The sequence below is a fragment of the Aquimarina sediminis genome, from assembly GCF_002895435.1.
GTDB lineage: Bacteria > Bacteroidota > Bacteroidia > Flavobacteriales > Flavobacteriaceae > Aquimarina > Aquimarina sediminis.
The window spans coordinates 164,835-181,714 of the sequence record NZ_POYJ01000006.1 but is presented as its reverse complement, the minus strand read 5'-3'; the positions used below and the strand labels follow the sequence as shown (position 1 = coordinate 181,714).

Genomic DNA, 16,880 nt, shown 5'->3' with positions numbered 1-16,880 from the left:
TTTGTTACATTTGTCAAAACAATAAAAACATAACAAATGAAATTCAATAGGATATTATTTTTTATAGCCATTACAAGTTTGGTAATAGCATGTAAAAAAGATCCAAGTGTAAAGGATCAAATTAACCAACAGGAAGAAAAACAAGAAACAGCATCAGAAGAAAAATTTGATTATGTTGTAGAACAGTTTGCTGATATTAAGGTGTTAAGATACCAGATTCCGGGGTGGGATAATCTTACTTTAAAAGAACAGAAATTAGTGTTCTATCTTACTCAGGCGGGATTAAGTGGAAGAGATATTATGTGGGATCAGAATTATCGTCATAACCTTACTGTACGAAAAGCATTAGAGAAAATATATACATCGTATAAAGGAGACAAGAATGCAGAAGACTGGAAGAGTTTTGAAACCTATTTAAAACGAGTTTGGTTTTCTAACGGTATTCATCATCATTATAGTAATGATAAAATCAAACCAGAGTTTAGTAAAGACTATTTTAGTTCTTTACTTGCCGCCACTGGTGTTGAAGTAACTAAAGAAGTATACGAAGTAATTTTTAATGATAAAGATGCTAAAAAAGTAAACCAGGCAAAAGGAGTGGATAATGTAGCACTATCTGCGGTTAACTTTTACGGTCCTAATGTTACTAATGATGATGTTACCTCATTTTATGGTAAAATAAAATCTCCAAATCCGGATAAACCATTATCATTTGGTTTAAACTCCCAGTTAGTAAAAGAGAATGGCGAGTTAAAAGAAAGAGTCTATAAGTCTGGAGGACTATATGGTGCTGCTATAGACAAAATTATCAAGTGGTTAGAAAAAGCTAAAGGAGTAGCAGAAAATAAGGCACAAGGTGATGCTCTAGGGTTGTTAATAGAATATTATAAAACTGGAGATTTACAGACCTGGGATGATTATAATGTTGCTTGGACAGCTGCTACAGAAGGAAATATTGATTATATCAATAGTTTTATCGAAGTGTATAACGACCCATTAGGATATAGAGGATCTTATGAGACTGTTGTACAAATCAAAGATTTTGATATGTCTAAAAAAATGTCGGTATTATCAGAAAATGCACAATGGTTTGAAGATAATTCTCCATTAATGGATGAGCATAAAAAAGACAGTGTAGTAGGAGTGTCTTATAAAGTAGTAGCGGTTGCAGGAGAGGCAGGAGATGCTTCACCAAGTACACCTATTGGGGTGAACCTCCCTAATGCAAACTGGATTAGGGCAGCTGTAGGTTCTAAGTCAGTGTCTTTGGGAAATATTATTGGAGCATATAACAATGCAGGAGGTTCTGGTCGTTTAAAAGAGTTTGTTAATGATGACGAGGAATTTGAATTAGAAGAAAAATATGGACAATTGGCCGATAAATTACATACAGCTTTACATGAAGTAGTAGGACATGCATCTGGGCAACTAAATCCAGGAGTTGGAGAAACTAAAGAAACATTAAAGAACTATGCTTCTACTATGGAGGAAGGTCGTGCTGATTTGGTAGGGTTATATTATTTGATGGATCCAAAATTACAAGAACTTGGATTGGTAGAAGATTGGGAAAAAACTGGTAAGGCAGCTTATGATGGATATATCAGAAATGGACTAATGACTCAATTGATTCGTTTGAATCTTGGCGACGATGTAGAAGAAGCGCATATGAGAAACCGCCAGTGGGTAAGTGGTTGGGCTTTTGAGCAAGGAAAGAAAGATAATGTGATCGAAAAAGTAACCAGAGAAGGGAAAACCTACTTTAATATTAATGATTATGCCAAGTTACGCGAGATTTTTGGGCGCTTATTACGCGAAACACAACGTATCAAGTCTGAAGGAGATTTTAAAGCAGCAGAAGCTTTGGTAGAAGGATATGGTGTAAAAGTGGATCAGGCAATACATGCAGAAGTATTAGAACGTAATAAGCAATTTACATCTGCTCCTTACAGTGGTTTTGTAAATCCTGTGTTAGTACCAGAAAGAGATGAGAGTGGAGAGATCACAAAAATCAATGTTACTCAACCAGAAGACTTTGCTACGCAAATGTTAATGTATAGTAAGAATTATAACTTCTTACCAGAAGTGAATTAAGAACAATAGTATTTTATTTAAAAAACCTGCTGTACTTTTTAGTACAACAGGTTTTTTTATTTGAATATTCAAAAATCATATTTTTTCTCAATAGCATAGCGTAGTAATTCACCTTTGCCATGAAGCCCAAGTTTTCGAATTATATTTTTGCGATGAGTTTCTACGGTAGAGACCGAGTTAAAACGGATGGCCGCAATCTCTGATGAGGTCTTTCCTTGTCCGATAAGTTTTAAGATTTCTCGTTCACTTTTGGATAATAATTGCTTCTTTGACGGTTGTTTTGCGTCTTTAGAAAAGACTGAAGGATCGATAGCGGCATCAAAATAGGTTTCTCCTAGGGCAACTTGTTTGATAGCTGTTAAAACTTCTTCCAGAGGAGAGTTTTTTAATAAATAACCAGAAGCACCAGCATCGATCATCTGTCGAATAGCATCCTCCTGGTCAAACATAGAAAAAGCGATGATTTTGGTATGGGGAAGTTCTTTTTTTATAATTTTGGTAGCTACAATCCCATCGATTTTGGGCATTCTAATATCTGTTAATACGACTTTGGGTTGTTTTCTTCTTACGATATTGAGTAATTCTTCTCCGTCATTAGCCATACCTACAATACTAATATCTTCTTCGTATTTAAGAAGTAGTTCTACACCGTCGATTAAGGATTGGTGATCTTCTGCAATAGCTACTGTTATCATATAGGTATATTTATAATAATATTAGTTCCTTTATCAATGGTAGAATCAATTTCAAATGTTCCTTCCAGATGCTCGATACGCTTTTCTATAGTCGCTAATCCCATACCATCTTTTTGAGGTAATATTTTGGCATCAAATCCTTTGCCGTTGTCTTCTACAATGATATTAAGTAGAGAATCGTGATTGGTTAGGGAGATATGTATTTCTGTTGCATTAGCATGTTTTATGGCGTTAGTTATCAATTCCTGTATCATTCTAAAAATAGAAATTTCTAAGGCGTTATCCAGTCGTTCTTCTAGCCCATAATCCTGTACTTCGATCTGTAAATGTTTTCCATTAGATACTTTCTTAGCCAGATTTTTGATTGCAGGGAGTAATCCTTGATTTGCCATAACACCGCTATTTTTTTCATGGGCTATGGTTCTTACTTTTTGGTAGGCTTCTTCTAATAGGTTGTCTGTTTTAGAATATAACTCGTCTATATTTTTGATTTTAGGGTTGTCTTTATTACTTCTTAGATGTTGAAAGTGGAGTTTTACGGTAGCCAAGGTGCTCCCTAAATTATCGTGTAGATCATTAGCCAATCGTTGTCGTTCTTTTTCTTGCCCGGATATCATGGCATCGATTGCTGTGAGTTCCTGTTCTTTGAGTAGCTTCTCTGTTTTTTGAATTTCGATCTCCCGATTTTGCTCAGCGATACGTTGTTTTCTTTTGGTGTTTTTATATAAGAGGATACCAAGTATTGAACCTATAATAATAAGAGAAAGTGAACCTATTAATAGATTTCTGTTTCGTATTCTACTGGCTTCTGTTTTTAGGTTCGTGTTTAGGAGTTGGACTATTTTTTTTTCTTTTTCTAAAGTTCGTAATTCTGAAATCTTAAAAAGGCTGGCACTTTGTTTAAGATTGAATTCATGTTCAAAATATTTAGATTTATAAAAATAACTACTGTCATATACCTTTAAACTTTCAAAAGCTTCCCATTTTTTTTTCCAGTAGTATTTTTTTAGAAGACTAAAAATATAACCACTATTATTAATAAAGTTGATATTATCCAATTGACTCAAAGCTTCATTTGCTCGGTTTGTTTTGGTATAGTATCCGGCTAAATTTATAGATGCTGCAAGAAATCTTTCTTGGTCTAAAAAATGCTTAGAGTTTTTGAAAACTAGTTTAGCTTCATTCAAATATGTAATAGCACTATCTTTTTTTTTAAGATAGTAAAAATAATAGGTTGCATTAGAGATGTATAGTTTGCCCAAGAGAGGCTTAAATCTTAGATCTGTAATAGTTTCTTTTGCATTCTGGATAATTTTGGGGTCTAATAGTTCGATATTTTTGTTGTATCGTTGCTTTAATCTGAAGTAGTAGTAGTGGTAATGAGCTTTTTCATATCTATCAGTCAGGTTGTTTTTGTAAATATTAAGAAGAGAAATATGGGATTTTTCGTCATTTCCTGCAGATTGATTATTATAAATTTCAAGAATAGCTCTCAAAGATTCACTTATTAAAAATGGCTCTTCAATTTTAATAGCTTTTTCAAGTGCTAAATTTAATTTTTTAAAAGCATTTATTTCATCACCATCATTATAATAAAGATGTAAACCATTCTTTAAATTATCGATTATAAAGAAATACGTATCGTTTTTGAGTGGTACTATGTTTTTTAGTTGTTCTTCACAGCCGTATTTTCTGACCTGTATATACGCCGTTAGAACTCCTTTTAAACTCTCATTGAGAGGTGAGTTTTTTGTTATTTTGGTTGCAGTTTCAAAATTATTAAATTTAAGTTCGTTCAAAACCTGATGTACACTCCCAATATTAGAAAAAGCTAAAATCGGGAGTGTTATTATTAGAACAATAAATAAGTAAAAATGTTTTATCATTTTATGATTTCAGATATTTTGGCATCACAAGTTGGGCTTCCAATTGTTCCATAACCTTCTTTTGGGTCATATTTACTTCTTATGGCAACTGAAGTTCCATCTTTCAGGTATTTTTTATAGTGGATATGCTGTATGTTTTCTCCTTCCCTAAACTGATAGAGTGGATGAAGAAATTTCGAATTTTTCAGGTCATGGGGGTTAAAAATATTGGATGGAGGATCTCTATAAATGACTTCTGTTTCTATAGTGTTTTTTTCATATAAACCAGAAGTAAATACTAAATTGACAACAGGTATTCCTTCAAATTCTTTAGCTTGGTCGGGGTCGGGATTTTTTTCAAAAATACTTATAGGGATATTAAGTCTATAATCGAACATGTCATCACTCAATTTGTGAGCTGCGAAATCATCTTTTTTTGAATGATCAAGACCAAACGTAATGGGACCTCTATAATTTTGAAGATAAAATTGACACTTGGCAGAATGCTCTCCACCAGAATGTTCTTTTATGGTGCTAATGAACCTAATATATACCATATAGAAGGTGCCAATGTATTCTGTGGCTATAACAGGTTGCCAATCATTTAGTTTTTCGAGTTTTAGATTGAATCTTAAATTTTCGTGCATAATAAAAAGTTGTTAGTGAGAGTTGTTTAGTAGAAAAGTCCCTTGTCTAGGTACTTCTTTTACAATTTTAGAGAAGTCTTCTATATCGTACCAGTTTTCTGTAATACCGTATTTTTTTGGGTATAAAAAAGGAAATACTTTGGTTTTATCATCTTCGGTGGTGATAAGAGCTTCAATTAAAGCAGAGTGGATAAATATTAATTTCTCTGTAGTAATAGTTCTTCCTTTATTGGCAGATAATTCAGAAATTGTTTTGTCTATGATGCGCATATTTCTTCTAGGATAACTATATGTTGGAATACAGTTAGAATCGAATTTTGAAATTGATTGAACATAACCAAAGGACAAAGTGTTATCACTATATACCGTTGGAATATAATTGCTTTTAGGGCTTTTCTTGTCCAAGTTAGCCAATTCCTTAGGAGTGTCTAGCTCTATAATCGGAATTTTATAATTACTCAAATATTCCTTTTGATTTGTTTTTTCCAACTCATAGTTTAGCGCATCTTCAAAATCATATTTTTCTAAGCGTACTTGGGTAGGAATTGTAAACTTAATGCTCCATAACCTTACAAGTGTCAAACCACTATATCTAAATTCATTTTCATTAAATTTGAGAAACGATTGGTTGCCAAAATCTGGATCAAAAATAAGTAGATAGTTTTGGTTATCACATTGACCATACCCTACAGCGATAACCAAGTGTCCAGTTTTGTGATTATCAGAGGATTTAAGTCCTAACAACAAAGGAGCTTTGTTGTTTTTTAAGTGATCTACGTAAAATTGAAAAGAATAAATAGAGGTTGAGTTATCATCACAGGTTAAACCATAGTTTTTAAAAAAGGGAGAGATACATTTTTCTTTGATAAGAATTTTTGAGTCTTCGGGGATATCACCTGTATGAAATGTGTTAAAACAAACAGATTCTTTGTAGTCTTTAATGACTCGTGATTCCTTAACTTCTTGCTCTCCATTTTTTAGAGTATAATATAACATTCTAATACAAGCAACCCAACATAAGTTAGATGCATCAGGTTGTTTGAAGAGTTTTAGGTTTTTTAAAGCGTAAAATTCTTTCGACATGATTAAAGTTATTTAGTTACTCCAAAACTCTCAAAAAAGAGAATGTCAGTCCATACCCGATACAGGGTATTTACATCTTATGGCGATAAAAACCAAAAAGAAATATAGACTAGATACCACAAGTGGTACTAATCAAAAAAGCAATTAATTTGACTGAAAACCTAGGGGTGTTTACGGTTTATTCCGGCTGTAGATACGTCTTTAACGCAAACAACAACAAAATAAAGATAATAAAACCTACGAGAATAAAAATACTGCCTTTGTAATATTTGCGATGTAGTTTAATGTCTTTGCGGTAGCTAAAGATCATTAAAAAGATAAAAGCTACCACAAAAAATCCTGCAAATATTAACTGACCTTGACTAAACATATTTTGCTATTTTTACGGCAAAGATAATCTATAAAAATATACTGATGAAAGATAAAATTGCTGCAGTACAAGAATTTCATACCTCGTTTAAATTGGGGTATAAAAATGAACCTATAGCAGATTTGGGAGAGGCTAAGAATACACTTCGATTCAACCTGATGAAAGAAGAAAATGAAGAATACCTAGAGGCAGCCCAAAGCAATGATTTGGTAGAAGTAGCAGATGCGTTAGGAGATATGCTATATATTTTATGCGGTACTATTATCGAGCATGGTATGCAACACAAAATAGAAGAGGTGTTTAATGAAATCCAACGCAGTAATATGAGTAAACTGGGTGAAGATGGACAACCTATTTATCGAGAAGATGGTAAAGTGCTCAAAGGACCTAATTATTTTAAGCCAAACATTAAGGAAATATTGGATAAATAGTTCAGGTACAAAAAGAATACTATTACATAAAATAAAGCTCTTGAAAAATGTTTTTCAAGAGCTTTATTTTATGTAATATAAATATCAGATTTTTGGGATCCGATACCCGACTTCTAATTTCTGACTATACCTTATATCTCCATCCAAAAGTGTCTTCAGTTTTATTGTACTGTATATCCATCAAAGCTTTTTTGAAATGAGCAGCATAAGAATTTTCTTGTTTTTCTAATTCATAATGCTCTCCTTTATATCCAAAAGCTTTTACGGGACTAACTACAGCAGCCGTTCCAGCTCCAAAAATTTCTTTAAGACTTCCATTTTTGGCGGCTTCTACAATTTCACTCACTTTTACCGGTCTTACATCTACTTTATATCCTTCTTTTTCGGCAATTGCGATCAAACTTTTACGTGTCACTCCATCCAAAATACGATCACTAACAGGTGCAGTAAGTAATGTGTCATTAACTCTAAAGAATACGTTCATCGTTCCTGCTTCTTCCATATACTCATGAGCATTAGAGTCTGTCCAGATTACTTGTTGGTATCCTTGTTCTTTAGCAAGGTTAGTAGGGTAAAATTGTCCGGCATAGTTTCCTGCAGCTTTTGCATACCCAAAACCACCACTGGCAGAACGGCTAAATTTCTCGGCAACCAATACGCTTACATCTCCACTATAATAAGATTGTGCAGGTGAGCATATGATCATAAACTTATATTCATCAGCTTCAGATGCAGATACACTAGCTTGAGTAGCAATAACAAAAGGTCTTATGTATAAAGAATTTCCAAAACCTGGTTTGATCCAGTCATTTTCTAATTTTAATAAAGCATTTAGCCCTTCAAAAAAGTAATCTTCAGGAAATTCTGGTATTGCCAAACGTTCTGCAGATTTATTGATACGGTTAAAGTTTTCATCAGGTCTGAACAAAAAAGTATCTCCGTTATCATCTTTATACGCTTTCATTCCTTCAAAAACAGCTTGTCCATAATGAAAAACACGAGCAGAAGGATCCATAGTCAAAGGACCATAAGGAACAATTTTAGGAGTCTGCCATTTTCCATTTGCATAATCGCAGACAAACATATGATCTGTAAAAATGTTCCCAAAATTAAGATTTTCAAAATCTACTTGTCCAATTTTAGATTCACTTACGGTATTAATTTCTAATGCTTGCGGAACTGTGTTTTTCATCCTGTTTTGTGTTTAAAAGATAAGAATAGCAGGCTATCCTTAGTTTGTTGTCTATACTCTTTGTCTGAAAATCAAGGCAATACTAATGCCTTATCGAGATTCATTACAAAAATACCTTTTTCTTATAAAATAAGAATTTTAAAAATGTTTAATTTTACAAAACATCAGAATAATCAGGAATTATGAATAAAAACATACTTTTCTTTGTGGGATTACTAATGGTAATAGGTTGTAACCCATTGAATAAAGAAAAAAAAACGCTTTCTGTTTCGAATATTTCAAAGGAAAATTATGAGAGTTTTGGAAATAAAGTCTCTTCTGACCAGATTTACCATAAAAATGCCATGGAAAAAGAGTTTGAAAGCTTAAAAGAAGGAGATACAGTAGCTGTTGCTTTTTCTAGCACGGTGAACGGTGTTTGTAAAGCTAAAGGATGCTGGATGAAAGTTGCTTTGGGAAAAGATAAAGAAACCATGGTTAAGTTTAAGGATTATGGTTTTTTTGTACCAAAAGATATTGAGAATGACACGGTGATCGTGCAAGGAAAAGCTTTTGTGAGTATGGTGTCAGTTGATGAACAGCGTCATTATGCAAGTGATGCAGGAAAGAGTGAAGAAGAAATTGCAGGTATTACCACACCTAAGAAAAGCTATTCTTTTATCGCAGATGGTGTATTGATAAAAAGGTAATGGAAGATAAAATTAGACGAGAAATTATTACTACTGCAGATGGTTCTAAAACCATTCATTTACCAGAGTTAAATGAGCAATATCATTCTAAACATGGTGCGATCAATGAAGCTAAGCATGTGTTTATTAAAAGTGGTTTATACCATACTTTGGATATACGTTCATTTAATACCATTGATATTCTTGAAATAGGTTTTGGTACAGGTTTAAATGCTTTTATAACACTTCTTGAGGGCGAAAAAATAAACCAACTCATTAACTACGTTGGAGTAGAAGCATACCCTGTAGCGATAGAAGAAGCGCTGTATATGGGATACCCAGAAGTGCTTTCGATAAAAGAAAAGGAGTCTGTTTTTGAAGATTTGCATCAGTCAATATGGGAGCAGGCAGAAAAGATTACAACAAATTTTGTACTTACTAAACGTAGACAGTTTTTTATTGATATAGAGGATAAAAATAGTTTTGATCTTATATATTTTGATGCTTTTGGTGCTAGAGTACAACCAGAATTATGGACATCTGCTATTTTTGAAAAAATGTACGAAGCTTTAAAAAAGGGTGGAGTTTTGGTAACCTATGCCGCCAAAGGAAGTGTAAGAAGAGCAATGCAAGAAGTTGGATTTATAGTAGAAAGGCTTCCTGGACCACCTGGCAAACGAGAGATGCTTAGAGCAACAAAACCTGAATAGTACTGCTTTGTTTGTTGAAATGTTTGAGAAAGTAAACCTGTGTTAAACCTATAATAAAGAAATTGCTTTTATTAGTCGATGATGGTATTTTGCATTAAATTTTAACAAAATGAAGGTTTTAATTACTGGGGCAACAGGCCTAATAGGTCAGGAGATAGTAAACCTCTGTCATTTGTCTGATATAGATGTACATTATCTTACCACCAATAAAGATAAGCTATTGTCTGAGGTTAATTATAAAGGCTATTTGTGGGATCCTAAAAATAGAATAATTGATACCGATTGTTTTGATGGAGTAGAAGTAATTATAAACCTTGTGGGAGCGACTGTTGCAAAACGATGGACTTCATCTTATAAGAAAGAGATTTTAGAAAGTAGAGTAAATGCCGCTTCACTTATTTTAGAGTCCTTGAAAGAGTCAGAGCATTCAATTCGTCATATTGTTTCTGCCAGTGCAATAGGGATATACCCAGATTCTTTTCAAAATTATTATATGGAAGATTCCCCAGAGAGAGAAACAGGTTTTCTGGGAGAAGTTGTGAGTCAATGGGAAGGAGCAGTACAGCAGTTTAGTATGATAGGTGTACATGTGACCTTACTCCGTATAGGCTTAGTTTTGTCTAAAAAAGGAGGCGCGTTTCCTGAGATGCTTAAACCTATCAAACAGGGTATGGGAGCCTTTTTAGGGAATGGCAAGCAGTGGCAAAGCTGGATTCATATACAAGACTTGGCACGTATGTTTATGTTTGTGATAGCTGAAGAGTTGACAGGGGTTTTTAATGCCGTAGCTCCTAATCCCGTTTCTAGTAAAAAGCTAATGTCAACAATGGCAAAAAAATTAAATAAAAAAATTATGCTGCCAAATGTGCCAAGGTTTGTTATGAAATTGGTGTTGGGAGAGATGCATACGTTATTGTTTTCGAGTCAAAGAGTTTGTAGTGACAGTATCGTTTCTTTGGGGTTTGAGTTTGATTTTGATAATGTAGTTCTGGCAATGGATGCACTTATAGATAAACATGATAAATAAAAAAACCGATACCCTAGGTATCGGTTTAAAAATATGTTTAATGATAAAAGAAATACGATATTAAGCTTTGTTAGCTTTAACACTTATCTTTAACTCAATGTCATCATTGATAAATTTATCACCTAGATTTTCAAAAACAGACTTTGATCCATAGTTTACACCCCAATCAGTACGGTTAATAGTGAAAGATTCAGTGCTTAGTGTCATAACGTTACCTTCAACAGATGTAGTCGCAGGGAAAGAAATGTTTTTCTTGATCTCTTTAATGGTTAAGTTTCCTTCAATAAAAGTTTTCCCTTCTTTTTCTGATATTCCGGTTACTTCAAAAACAGCTCTAGGAAATTTTGCAACATTAAAGAAATGATCTTCTTTTCCTTCACCTTCACCTTTAAGGTGTCCTTCTAGCCCCGCTTTTTCATCTCCTTCAACGTCTAATACAGTAATAGAAGTCATATCGACAACAAAAGATCCACTTTCTACTACTCCTTCTTTTACTTCAAGTGTACCACTAGATAGTTTTAAAGTTCCGTTGTGTTTTTCTGTTGGTTTTGATCCGATCCATTCTATTGAGCTAGATGCTACATCTACAACATATTTAACAGCTTCTACTGGAGCTTCTTTTACTTCTTCCGCCGTAGTGGCTTCTGTTTCGTTCTTTTTTTCTCCTTTACAAGAATAAGCCGATATTACAAGTGCCGCAAGAGCAAATGCGCTAATAAATTTGATTTTCATAGATTCTTAGTTTTATAGTTTAAAAATGTTTTCAAAAATATTTTTTTTGCCAGAAGAATACTCTTAAATATATATTAAAAAAATGCAATGACATTATGACATTAAATCAAAAATGGCAGTACTTTTGCTTATTCAAAATGAAAACGTATAAAAGGTACGAGTTACATGAGTAAGAAAAATAAAAATACTGAAGATGTAAAAGATCAGGTAGAAGAAGTACTTGATACTCCTGTTGAGGAAACAGAGAAAGAAGTGATAGATGTAGAAACCCAGCTTAAGGAAGAGCTTGAAAAGGAAAAAGATAAGTTTTTAAGGCTTTTCGCTGAGTTTGAGAACTATAAAAAACGAACTTCTAGAGAGCGTTTAGAGTTATTCAAGACAGCAAGTCAGGATGTAATACAATCAATGTTGCCAGTATTGGATGATTTTGACAGAGCAACCAAGGAAATTGAAAAGTCTGAAGATAAAGACTTAATCAAAGGAGTAGAGTTGATCCATAATAAATTAAAGGAAACTTTAAAAAGCAAAGGGTTGTCAGAAGTAGAGGTATCTGCAGGAGATGTTTTTAATGCAGATAATCATGAAGCAATTACACAAATCCCTGCTCCTAGTGATGATTTGAAAGGTAAAATTGTAGATGTTATCGAAAAAGGATATGCTCTTGGTGATAAGGTAATTCGTTTTCCAAAAGTTGTTACTGGTCAATAAAAAATTATGAAGGAAGATTTTTACGACATATTAGGTTTAAGTAAAGGTGCAACAGCTGCTGAGATAAAGAAAGCTTATCGTAAGAAAGCTATAGAGTTTCACCCTGACAAAAACCCGGGAGATAAAACTGCTGAGGAAAAGTTTAAAAAAGCAGCCGAAGCATATGAAATTTTAAGCGATCCAGATAAAAAAGCTCGATACGATCAGTATGGACACCAGGCTTTTGAAGGTGGCGGCGGCTTTGGCGGCGGTGGAATGAATATGGACGATATATTCAGTCAGTTTGGTGATATTTTTGGCGGTGGCGGTTTTGGTGGTTTCGGCGGTTTTGGCGGAGGCGGAAGACAGCGAAGAGCTAAAGGAAGTAATCTACGTATCCATGTGAAGCTTACCTTAGAGGAGATTGCAAATGGTGTAGAGAAAAGGATAAAAGTAAAACGAAAAATCCAAGCATCAGGGACTACCTATAAAACATGTAGTACTTGTAATGGTAGTGGGCAAGTTACCAGAATTACAAATACAATTCTTGGAAGAATGCAAACTTCTGCGCCGTGTACAGCTTGTGGAGGATCGGGGCAAATAATAGATCACAAACCTGCAGGAGCAGATGCCCAAGGATTAAAAGTGGTAGAAGAAACCGTTAGTATAAAGATTCCGGCTGGAGTTGAAGACGGTATGCAACTTAAGGTTTCTGGTAAAGGTAATGAAGCTCCTGGAGATGGTATTGCTGGAGATCTTTTGGTCGCTATTGAAGAACAAGAACATGCAGAGTTACAAAGAGAAGGTAATAACCTGCATTATGATCTGTATATTAGTTTTTCTGAAGCAGCACTAGGTGCATCCAGAGAAATTGATACAGTGTCAGGAAAAGTCCGTATAAAGATTGAAGAAGGTGTGCAAAGTGGTAAAATCTTAAGATTAAGAGGTAAGGGTATTCCTAGTCTTAATGGTTACGGAAAAGGAGACCTTTTAGTACATGTTAATGTATGGACACCAAAAACATTAAATAAAGAACAACGAGAATTTTTTGAAAAAATGACTAAAGATGATCATTTTAGACCAAATCCTGATAGTGGAGAAAAGTCATTTTTTGAGAAAGTAAAAGACATGTTTTCGTAATAAAATTAGATGATTTTGAACATTATGAATCATTTAAAGCTATTAACGTTTGATTAAGAAAAATTCGTATATTTGAAACATCACTAGCGCATTTAGTGATAATTTTTCTTTTTCATAGCAATTTTTTTCCCATCCTTAATACACGTATTTAGGGTGGGTTTTGTTTTTTTGAGGTTTTGATTTTTGAGAATTTGTAAAAAAAGTAAAAGCTATTTTTCTTTTATTAATGTTAACATAATTAGTATAAGTTTTTAAGTTTTCGTATCATTCGGGTTTCATATAAACCACAATTATATTTTACTATCTATGGCTAATCTTTTAGAGGTACAGCAAGCCACAAAACGATTTGGAAATTTTACTGCATTACATGATGTATCGATTCAGGTACCTAAAGGAAGTATCTTTGGATTACTAGGACCTAATGGTGCCGGTAAAACCACTTTGATTAGGATTGTTAACCAAATTACCCTACCAGACGAAGGAAGTGTATATCTGGATAATGAATTTTTAAAACCTGAACACATTAAAGATATTGGTTACCTGCCAGAAGAAAGAGGTCTATATAAATCTATGAAAGTTGGTGAGCAAGCATTGTATCTTGCTCAACTCAAGGGGCTTAGTAAATCAGAGGCTAAAGAGCGGTTAAAGTATTGGTTTGAAAAATTTGATATCATACATTGGTGGGACAAAAAAATTCAGGAACTATCCAAAGGAATGGCGCAGAAAGTGCAATTTATAGTTACGGTGTTGCATAAACCAAAACTATTAATATTTGATGAGCCATTTAGCGGATTTGATCCTATTAATGCCAATGTTATCAAAGATGAAATCTTACATTTAAGAGATGAAGGAGCTACAGTAATATTCTCAACACATAGGATGGAAAGTGTAGAAGAATTGTGTGATCATATAGCGTTAATTAATAAATCCAAAAAGATATTAGATGGTAAAGTTACTGATATCAAAAGAGCATATAAGTCCAATACTTTTGAAGTAGGAATTTTGGCAGAGAACAATAACGAATTATATACTGATCTACAGACTAAGTTTGTTGATGTTGTACCTGCAGACTTTAAAGCTATTGATGACCAATTGAAGATGAAAATAACCTTGGGCAATAGTACTTCCTCAAATGAATTATTGCAATATTTATCCAATAAAGGACAAATCCTGAGATTTAATGAAGTAATACCTACAGTAAACGAGATATTTATAAAAACCATTACAGATATAGAGAATGAGTAACCTAAAATTAATTATAAAAAGAGAGTTCTTAGCTCGTATTCGTAATAGAACGTTTATAGTAATGACTTTTTTAAGTCCTTTGATCATGGTAGGAATGATCTCATTAATTGCGTGGCTTACTACTCTAAACAACGACGAGGTTCGAAAAGTAGCGGTTTTTGATGAAACCGGAATGTTTAATACAGATTTTGAGGACTCTGAAGATGTAAATTATATTGATTATAGTAAGTTAACGCTAAATGATGCAAAGGATTCTGTGGTACTTAAAAAACTACATGGATTACTCTATATACCCAAAAAAAATACGAATAAGGAATTAGCTTCATCAATACAGTTCTATGCAGATGAAGCTCCAAATATTTCTATTCTTAACAAAATAGAGAAAATTATTGGAGGTAAATTAACAGATCAGAACTTTAAGGAAAAGGGATTGGATCTTGTTGTTATAGAAAAAGCTAAAACCAAAGTTAATATCCAAATAGAAAATTTCTCTGGAGAAAAAACTTCAAAAATGTCTAATTATGTAAAGATGATTTTTGGAGGTGTAGCAGGGTATTTTCTAATGATGTTTATTATCATTTATGGTAATATGGTAATGCGCTCTGTGATCGAAGAAAAATCTAACCGTATTATAGAAATTATTATTTCTTCGGTAAAGCCACTACAACTTATGATGGGGAAAATTCTGGGAACCTCTTTTGCCGGAATACTTCAGTTTGTTATATGGGTAATTTTGGGAGCAGTATTACTCACTGTAGCAACATCAGTTTTTGGTGTTGATCCACAACCAGCAGGAGTTGATCAATCATTGGTGTTACAAGATGAGAATCAACAAGAAATACAGCTAATACTTCAAGATATTATAAAACTTCCTTTAGGAACACTAGTCTTATCATTTTTTATCTATTTTGTAGGAGGATATTTTTTGTATAGCTCAATTTATGCTGCAATTGGAGCGGCAGTTGATAGCGAAACAGATTCGCAACAGTTTATGTTGCCAATTATTTTACCGTTAATGCTAGGGATTTATGTGGGATTCTTTTCGGTTATAGAAAATCCTCATGGCACAGTTTCGGTAATATTTTCTATGATTCCTTTGACCTCTCCAATAGTAATGTTAATGCGAATACCATTTGGAGTGCCCTGGTGGGAAGTAGTTATTTCTATGCTTTTATTAATAGGAAGTATTATCTTTATTACTTGGGTTGCGGCAAAGATTTATCGTATTGGGATACTTATGTATGGGAAAAAACCAAGTTATAAGGAGCTTTTTAAGTGGATAAAATATTAAAACCATGATTCAGGAAGAAATAACAGAACAGGTTAAAGAAGTAATTCAAAAAAACGTTTGGGGTACTATCCAGGATTTTTTGAGTTATGAAATTTTTCATTTTGGCGATGACAAACACCCTATTATACTAACCGTAGGCTTATTACTTTTTGTAATTGTTATTCTTTTGATGACTTCATTTTTACTGAAGTTTTTTAGAAGGATTGTTTCCCGAAAACTCGATAAAGGAGACAGACAAAAATTTGAGTCTGTATTTTCATTCTCAAAATACTTTGTTTATCTCATAGTTGTCTTTTTTACTTTAGATAGTATTGGTTTTAATATTACTGCAATATTTGCAGCATCTGCAGCATTACTAGTAGGTGTAGGTCTTGCATTACAAACATTTATTCAAGATATTTTATCGGGCATTTTTATTTTTGTCGACAAGACAGTACATGTTGGCGACATTATAGAGTTAGATGGTAAAGTTGGAAGAATAGAAGAGATAAAATTGAGAACGACAAGGGCGGTAACTATAGATAATAAAGTTTTGATTATTCCTAATCATAAATACTTGTCCTCCATATTATATAACTGGACTCAAAACGGAACAGTAACTAGAGAGTCTGTAACTGTAGGAGTAGCATACGGAAGCGATGTAGAGTTGGTCAGAGAGTTGCTTACCAAGGCTGCGTTATCCAATAAGAATGTATTAAAGGAACCTGCCCCTTTAGTTCTTTTTACAGATTTTGCCGATAGCTCATTAAATTTTAAATTAATTTTTAGTATCAATGATAGTTTTCAAGCAATAATGCCGCAAAGTGAAATACGATTCGAAATTAATCGTTTGTTTAGAGAACACAATGTTAATATCCCTTTTCCGCAAAGAGAAGTTACTATTGTAAAAAAGTAAACTAAAGACATAAGAACAGGTATTACATATAAGCCCCTTATCCTAAAAAAGACAACGCTACTAGCTGTGGTAGTATTTCTGTGTACTTATGGCATAATAAAATCGCAAAGT

At 33.4% G+C, this 16,880-nt stretch carries 16 protein-coding genes; 10 read left to right on the top strand and 6 right to left on the bottom strand.

Annotated features, from left to right (window positions below):
- Window positions 1–36: 36 nt before the first annotated feature.
- Entirely contained in the window at window positions 37–2,091 is a 2,055-nt protein-coding gene (locus tag C1X07_RS14740) for a dipeptidyl-peptidase 3 family protein (RefSeq protein WP_103070797.1), read from the top strand.
- Window positions 2,092–2,159: 68 nt separating this feature from the next.
- Here the strand turns inward: C1X07_RS14740 and C1X07_RS14735 are convergent, their stop codons facing one another.
- From C1X07_RS14735 to C1X07_RS14720, 4 genes are read right to left on the bottom strand one after another with little or no spacing between them, the layout of a single operon-like run.
- Window positions 2,160–2,786: a response regulator transcription factor gene (locus tag C1X07_RS14735; RefSeq protein ID WP_103070796.1), complete on the bottom strand. Its 627-nt coding sequence runs from the start codon at window positions 2,784–2,786 to the stop codon at window positions 2,160–2,162.
- The gene (locus C1X07_RS14730; RefSeq protein WP_103070795.1) at window positions 2,783–4,672 is read right to left on the bottom strand and encodes a sensor histidine kinase; all 1,890 of its coding nucleotides are present in this window, start codon (window positions 4,670–4,672) and stop codon (window positions 2,783–2,785) included. Before C1X07_RS14730 ends, C1X07_RS14735 begins: the two co-directional genes overlap by 4 nt.
- On the bottom strand, window positions 4,669–5,298 hold the full coding sequence (locus C1X07_RS14725) for a hypothetical protein (RefSeq protein ID WP_103070794.1): 630 nt from the start codon (window positions 5,296–5,298) through the stop codon (window positions 4,669–4,671). Before C1X07_RS14725 ends, C1X07_RS14730 begins: the two co-directional genes overlap by 4 nt.
- Window positions 5,299–5,310: 12 nt before the next feature.
- Complete coding sequence (locus tag C1X07_RS14720) at window positions 5,311–6,381, bottom strand: C39 family peptidase (protein WP_103070793.1); 1,071 nt, start codon at window positions 6,379–6,381, stop codon at window positions 5,311–5,313.
- A 414-nt stretch (window positions 6,382–6,795) separates the two neighbouring features.
- Between C1X07_RS14720 and C1X07_RS14710 the strand changes: the two genes are divergently transcribed.
- The gene (locus C1X07_RS14710) at window positions 6,796–7,182 is read left to right on the top strand and encodes a pyrophosphohydrolase domain-containing protein (RefSeq protein WP_103070791.1); all 387 of its coding nucleotides are present in this window, start codon (window positions 6,796–6,798) and stop codon (window positions 7,180–7,182) included.
- 124 nt (window positions 7,183–7,306) lie between these two features.
- On the opposite strand, the gene C1X07_RS14705 is transcribed toward C1X07_RS14710, so the two are convergent.
- Entirely contained in the window at window positions 7,307–8,374 is a 1,068-nt protein-coding gene (locus C1X07_RS14705) for a branched-chain amino acid aminotransferase (RefSeq protein WP_103070790.1), read from the bottom strand.
- 182 nt (window positions 8,375–8,556) lie between these two features.
- On the opposite strand from C1X07_RS14705, the gene C1X07_RS14700 reads away from it, so the two are divergent.
- From C1X07_RS14700 to C1X07_RS14690, 3 genes are all read left to right on the top strand, one after another.
- Window positions 8,557–9,063, top strand: coding sequence for a DUF4920 domain-containing protein (locus tag C1X07_RS14700; protein ID WP_103070789.1), 507 nt, complete (start codon window positions 8,557–8,559; stop codon window positions 9,061–9,063).
- A gap of 11 nt (window positions 9,064–9,074) precedes the next feature.
- A complete protein-coding gene (gene mnmD / locus C1X07_RS14695; protein WP_103070902.1) occupies window positions 9,075–9,752 on the top strand; it encodes a tRNA (5-methylaminomethyl-2-thiouridine)(34)-methyltransferase MnmD in 678 nt (225 codons plus the stop codon).
- A gap of 109 nt (window positions 9,753–9,861) precedes the next feature.
- On the top strand, window positions 9,862–10,779 hold the full coding sequence (locus C1X07_RS14690; protein ID WP_103070788.1) for a TIGR01777 family oxidoreductase: 918 nt from the start codon (window positions 9,862–9,864) through the stop codon (window positions 10,777–10,779).
- A 60-nt stretch (window positions 10,780–10,839) separates the two neighbouring features.
- Here C1X07_RS14690 and C1X07_RS14685 read toward each other — a convergent pair whose 3' ends face one another.
- Window positions 10,840–11,511 carry a YceI family protein gene (locus tag C1X07_RS14685; protein ID WP_103070787.1) on the bottom strand — a complete coding sequence of 224 codons (672 nt, stop codon included), beginning with the start codon at window positions 11,509–11,511 and terminating at the stop codon, window positions 10,840–10,842.
- 165 nt (window positions 11,512–11,676) lie between these two features.
- Between C1X07_RS14685 and C1X07_RS14680 the strand changes: the two genes are divergently transcribed.
- From C1X07_RS14680 to C1X07_RS14660, 5 genes are all read left to right on the top strand, one after another.
- Window positions 11,677–12,219, top strand: coding sequence for a nucleotide exchange factor GrpE (locus C1X07_RS14680; RefSeq protein WP_103070786.1), 543 nt, complete (start codon window positions 11,677–11,679; stop codon window positions 12,217–12,219).
- Window positions 12,220–12,225: 6 nt separating this feature from the next.
- Window positions 12,226–13,338 (top strand): molecular chaperone DnaJ, encoded by a 1,113-nt coding sequence (gene dnaJ, locus C1X07_RS14675; RefSeq protein WP_103070785.1) that lies wholly within the window; start codon window positions 12,226–12,228, stop codon window positions 13,336–13,338.
- A 306-nt stretch (window positions 13,339–13,644) separates the two neighbouring features.
- The gene (locus tag C1X07_RS14670) at window positions 13,645–14,583 is read left to right on the top strand and encodes an ABC transporter ATP-binding protein (RefSeq protein WP_103070784.1); all 939 of its coding nucleotides are present in this window, start codon (window positions 13,645–13,647) and stop codon (window positions 14,581–14,583) included.
- A complete protein-coding gene (locus tag C1X07_RS14665) occupies window positions 14,576–15,874 on the top strand; it encodes an ABC transporter permease (protein WP_103070783.1) in 1,299 nt (432 codons plus the stop codon). Before C1X07_RS14670 ends, C1X07_RS14665 begins: the two co-directional genes overlap by 8 nt.
- 4 nt (window positions 15,875–15,878) lie before the next feature.
- Window positions 15,879–16,769, top strand: coding sequence for a mechanosensitive ion channel family protein (locus tag C1X07_RS14660; RefSeq protein WP_103070782.1), 891 nt, complete (start codon window positions 15,879–15,881; stop codon window positions 16,767–16,769).
- Window positions 16,770–16,880 lie beyond the last annotated feature (111 nt).

What these genes read in the sequence shown, in the direction of transcription:
- C1X07_RS14740 (WP_103070797.1), top strand. Translation starts at nt 37, where the DNA reads ATGAAATTCAATAGGATATTATTTTTTATAGCCATTACAAGTTTGGTA.
- C1X07_RS14735 (WP_103070796.1), bottom strand. Translation starts at nt 2,786, where the DNA reads ATGATAACAGTAGCTATTGCAGAAGATCACCAATCCTTAATCGACGGT.
- C1X07_RS14730 (WP_103070795.1), bottom strand. Translation starts at nt 4,672, where the DNA reads ATGATAAAACATTTTTACTTATTTATTGTTCTAATAATAACACTCCCG.
- C1X07_RS14725 (WP_103070794.1), bottom strand. Translation starts at nt 5,298, where the DNA reads ATGCACGAAAATTTAAGATTCAATCTAAAACTCGAAAAACTAAATGAT.
- C1X07_RS14720 (WP_103070793.1), bottom strand. Translation starts at nt 6,381, where the DNA reads ATGTCGAAAGAATTTTACGCTTTAAAAAACCTAAAACTCTTCAAACAA.
- C1X07_RS14710 (WP_103070791.1), top strand. Translation starts at nt 6,796, where the DNA reads ATGAAAGATAAAATTGCTGCAGTACAAGAATTTCATACCTCGTTTAAA.
- C1X07_RS14705 (WP_103070790.1), bottom strand. Translation starts at nt 8,374, where the DNA reads ATGAAAAACACAGTTCCGCAAGCATTAGAAATTAATACCGTAAGTGAA.
- C1X07_RS14700 (WP_103070789.1), top strand. Translation starts at nt 8,557, where the DNA reads ATGAATAAAAACATACTTTTCTTTGTGGGATTACTAATGGTAATAGGT.
- C1X07_RS14690 (WP_103070788.1), top strand. Translation starts at nt 9,862, where the DNA reads ATGAAGGTTTTAATTACTGGGGCAACAGGCCTAATAGGTCAGGAGATA.
- C1X07_RS14685 (WP_103070787.1), bottom strand. Translation starts at nt 11,511, where the DNA reads ATGAAAATCAAATTTATTAGCGCATTTGCTCTTGCGGCACTTGTAATA.
- C1X07_RS14680 (WP_103070786.1), top strand. Translation starts at nt 11,677, where the DNA reads ATGAGTAAGAAAAATAAAAATACTGAAGATGTAAAAGATCAGGTAGAA.
- dnaJ (WP_103070785.1), top strand. Translation starts at nt 12,226, where the DNA reads ATGAAGGAAGATTTTTACGACATATTAGGTTTAAGTAAAGGTGCAACA.
- C1X07_RS14670 (WP_103070784.1), top strand. Translation starts at nt 13,645, where the DNA reads ATGGCTAATCTTTTAGAGGTACAGCAAGCCACAAAACGATTTGGAAAT.
- C1X07_RS14665 (WP_103070783.1), top strand. Translation starts at nt 14,576, where the DNA reads ATGAGTAACCTAAAATTAATTATAAAAAGAGAGTTCTTAGCTCGTATT.
- C1X07_RS14660 (WP_103070782.1), top strand. Translation starts at nt 15,879, where the DNA reads ATGATTCAGGAAGAAATAACAGAACAGGTTAAAGAAGTAATTCAAAAA.